The sequence below is a fragment of the Agathobaculum ammoniilyticum genome (assembly GCF_025567315.1).
Taxonomy (GTDB): Bacteria; Bacillota; Clostridia; order Oscillospirales; family Butyricicoccaceae; genus Agathobaculum; species Agathobaculum ammoniilyticum.
The window spans coordinates 1,328-4,699 of record NZ_JAOQJE010000032.1 but is presented as its reverse complement, the minus strand read 5'-3'; the positions used below and the strand labels follow the sequence as shown (position 1 = coordinate 4,699).

The window sequence follows — 3,372 nt, the reverse complement described above, 5'->3', positions numbered from 1 at the left end:
CTTCAAGTAAAACAAAAAACCAGGCCGCATATGGGAAATATGATACGGCGCCGCTAATAGAAAAGACGCTTCAGTAACAGAAGCGTCTTTCTTCCATATTTAATTGTTATCTGGGTTGAATCAATCTCAATAGGAAGCCCGTACAGAAAACGGGTTATCCGACCGTACAACCTTAGATTACTATATCTATAGTTTGCAACTTAAATTTTATATCTAATTTTCGATTATCCGCATAAATACTATATTTGCAAGCATTATGAGGTATAGGAAAATAACCATTTTACCACGAATTTACCACAATTGAACGAGCCTTGATATGATAATAAAATTACACTAAAAGGACACCCTTGATATATAAGCGGTGTCCTTTTGTTGAAAAGCGGTCAATCCTAAGACTAACCGCTTTGTATGTACGAGTATGAAATTGTCAAATACAAATAGTCAATGAAATTCAGTATTTAATACTTCTACTTGAAAAAGTAAGTATTTTTCTTCTTCCGCTGACAAAAAACGCTTAGAAAGAACAGGACATTCTTCTAACATTTTCTTTTTCATGTTAATATCAACACATTCCGTTGATTTGCCTGTAATCCTTAGCCATTCTCTTGTTCTTTCTTTTTTTGCTAATATCTGAACATTCCCATTTTCTCGTAATTGTTTGTGTACTTGATTTTCGTTATTCGTTGAAATGTATAATTTACCATCATATTCCATCACTGCACCAAATGGTCTACCAGCAGGAAAATCTCCATTTATTGTTAATACATAGAAATGTCCACATTCTTTCAAAAACTCATATATTTTACTCATGAGCTTTACACCACCTTTACAACTTCTGATTATATTTGCTATACCTGATAAGGTCTTACCTTCTCAATCATCATTTCAAACTTTTTCTGCATAGGTGTTCCATAAACAATCTCTTTGTTTGGAAACTGCATATCAAATTCTTTTACGCGCTTTTCGTCAACATTATAAATTTCATCTTCGCAATAACGACCACTTATTTTTGAAAATGCACCTTGATACAACTCACAAGCATGAAGTGCATCGGCATACATATTTTCTACATTACGAATTTTATATTTTTCTGCCGCAATAAAGCCTTGTCGAGTATAATAATCAGGGTCACCACACAAAAGAATACCTTTAAAACCCATTTTTTTTGCAATTTCTTTGGTATGAGCAATTAGCCTCCCACCAATACCTTGATGTTGATACTCTGGCAATACGCCTATCGGTCCTAGACTTAAAACTTCATAATGCTTTTCATCATCTCCCAAAATATACGATTTCAAGCACATTGAATTTCCAATTATTTTACCATCTTCCACCGCAACAATATCTAATTCTGGTACAAAAGCAGGACAATTTCGCATAATATGAATAAGATAATGGTCATTACAAGCTGGTGTATAATGATTCCAAAAGGCTTCTCTAATTACATTTTCTGTATCTCTATAATCACAAGGTAGTTCTTCTCTTAATTCAATCATTTTAACCTCCACAATTTCAGTTTGTCATTTTTTCATACCCATATTATAACAGTTTCATATATCCGCCACAATAAAAATCAACATGAAAATACACACCTTTTCTTTCTTCCTCTTGATTACCCACTACAGAAAAGAAAAAGCCCTGTCAAGAGCCTTGCCACCATTGGTGGTGCTTTGCACTCTTTACTGGGCTTTTTGTTTGCTGTATCTTCCATGCAAGAGGAAATTAAAGACCTCTGTTCCATTTCGCCTTTAGATAATCTTCATAATCTCCCTCATTAAAGTCTACTTGTGGAGAAGTATTAGGAATGTTTTTTCTGTTGTCTATATCCGCAAGTTGACGGAATATCCAATCATCATAAGGGTTGTGATATTTGTATTCTTTCGGTTGTTCTCTGTATCGGTCTAATCCTCGCATTTCCTTATGTACTTTCATCATACGTTCTATTTTTTGACGTTGTATCAACTGTTTGATTTCCATAAGTTCTTCAATTTCTACAATCTCATTAGAAAGATAATTGCTGATGTATCTAATCAATATGGTTTCCATGTAAAATTTCTTTTTCAATTGTAAAGTATAAAATTTAATTGTCGCTTATCATCTCTTGTTCAGTGACAAAAAACAGGTACACTGATTGCCTCAAATATGCAGGCTTTATTACAAAATTTATATACACTGCGCCTGTTTCTGAGGCTTGGTAAAGATGGGGGCTTCTTCTGCCCGTGTGGTAAACTTACAAAATTACTGTACACTGAGTTTCTATGATAAATCATAAAAATTCCCTTTCCATAAAAAAAGCAACCGATACACTGTCGATTGCTTTTCACAAAATATTTCGTTAGATTTGTCTAGTGTACTATAATATTGTATGTTGTAATATAATTTTGTCACTTATCAAAGTTATTCCAGCGTCGCCAGACCATCGAACAGCGGGCGGACGTAGGCGATGAACGCGCCGATGCCGTTGATGATGACCCAGGCGAGCCAGACTCTTTTGAGCCACTCCCATGCGCTGTCAGCCTTTTGCTGTGTGCCGCTCATTTTGGCGCCGATGACCGCCACCGCGCTCATCAGGCCGGCGAGTACGGTTGAAATGGCGGCGATCTTGGAATACACGTCCTTGATGATGCGGTCCGCCGCCGTCCACATGTCCTCCACAGCAAAAGCCTGCGGGATCAGGACCGCGGCGATGACCAGCAGCACCAGCGCGATACGGTAAAATAAGAAGGCGCGTTCCATCCATCCGAGGGCGGGACGCGCCTTTTGCAGTTCATTTTGGTTCAATGGGAAATTCCTCCTGTCACAATAAATTTGTCCCTTTGGTTGACTGGCCTGTACAGCCCTGTTATAATAGGCAAAACAATACAAGGTAAGAGGTGTGATGAAAATGGCATGGACCGATGGTAACCTGGCAAGCGCGCTTACCGAGCTGGAGGCCGTTGAACGCCGGCTGGAAGCAGGGGAGCGCAGCCGCGACCTGAAGCAGGCCGCGCAGCACGCATACAACAGCGCCTATGTCAACGAAAATCCCGCGCAGGCGGAATGGCGGCGCGAGATCCTGGAGCGGGCGCAGCATGTGATAGATGCATGCTTGAAGCAGTAAGGGAGGCCACGGTCTCCCTTTTTGCTGCCCTTTTCCATCAGACCTGGTTTGCCGCACTGATGATATCCCAAAACGCCCAGTGCGAGGCAGGCACATCCGCAAACCTGGTCTGGATAGACTGCACACGCAGCGGCCGGCTGGTCACACGGTTAATGAGCTTGGCCGCTTCCGCACGGGTGATGGACGCGTCCGGTCTGAACATCCCGTCTTTATAACCGTTGATCCAGCCGTGCATCTGGCCGTATGCCACCGCGTCATGTGTCTCCCCATAG

6 protein-coding genes are annotated in these 3,372 nt (G+C 40.6%); 1 reads left to right on the top strand and 5 read right to left on the bottom strand.

Annotation, left to right across the window (positions count from 1 at the left end):
- Positions 1-441: 441 nt before the first annotated feature.
- The 4 genes from OCV66_RS15295 to OCV66_RS15280 all read right to left on the bottom strand — a co-directional run bounded on the left by OCV66_RS15295 (position 442) and on the right by OCV66_RS15280 (position 2,781).
- A complete protein-coding gene (locus tag OCV66_RS15295; RefSeq protein WP_147574638.1) occupies positions 442-810 on the bottom strand; it encodes a pyridoxamine 5'-phosphate oxidase family protein in 369 nt (122 codons plus the stop codon).
- Positions 811-848: 38 nt separating this feature from the next.
- The gene (locus OCV66_RS15290; protein WP_147574637.1) at positions 849-1,496 is read right to left on the bottom strand and encodes a GNAT family N-acetyltransferase; all 648 of its coding nucleotides are present in this window, start codon (positions 1,494-1,496) and stop codon (positions 849-851) included.
- 226 nt (positions 1,497-1,722) lie between these two features.
- A complete protein-coding gene (locus OCV66_RS15285; protein ID WP_262564883.1) occupies positions 1,723-2,046 on the bottom strand; it encodes a hypothetical protein in 324 nt (107 codons plus the stop codon).
- A 351-nt stretch (positions 2,047-2,397) separates the two neighbouring features.
- On the bottom strand, positions 2,398-2,781 hold the full coding sequence (locus tag OCV66_RS15280) for a hypothetical protein (RefSeq protein WP_054328450.1): 384 nt from the start codon (positions 2,779-2,781) through the stop codon (positions 2,398-2,400).
- Positions 2,782-2,878: 97 nt separating this feature from the next.
- Here OCV66_RS15280 and OCV66_RS15275 point away from each other — a divergent pair, with 97 nt between their 5' ends.
- Positions 2,879-3,100, top strand: coding sequence for a hypothetical protein (locus OCV66_RS15275; protein ID WP_054328451.1), 222 nt, complete (start codon positions 2,879-2,881; stop codon positions 3,098-3,100).
- A 37-nt stretch (positions 3,101-3,137) separates the two neighbouring features.
- Here the strand turns inward: OCV66_RS15275 and OCV66_RS15270 are convergent.
- The coding region (locus OCV66_RS15270; protein WP_147574639.1) for an S-layer homology domain-containing protein at positions 3,138-3,372 on the bottom strand (235 nt) is incomplete at its 5' end.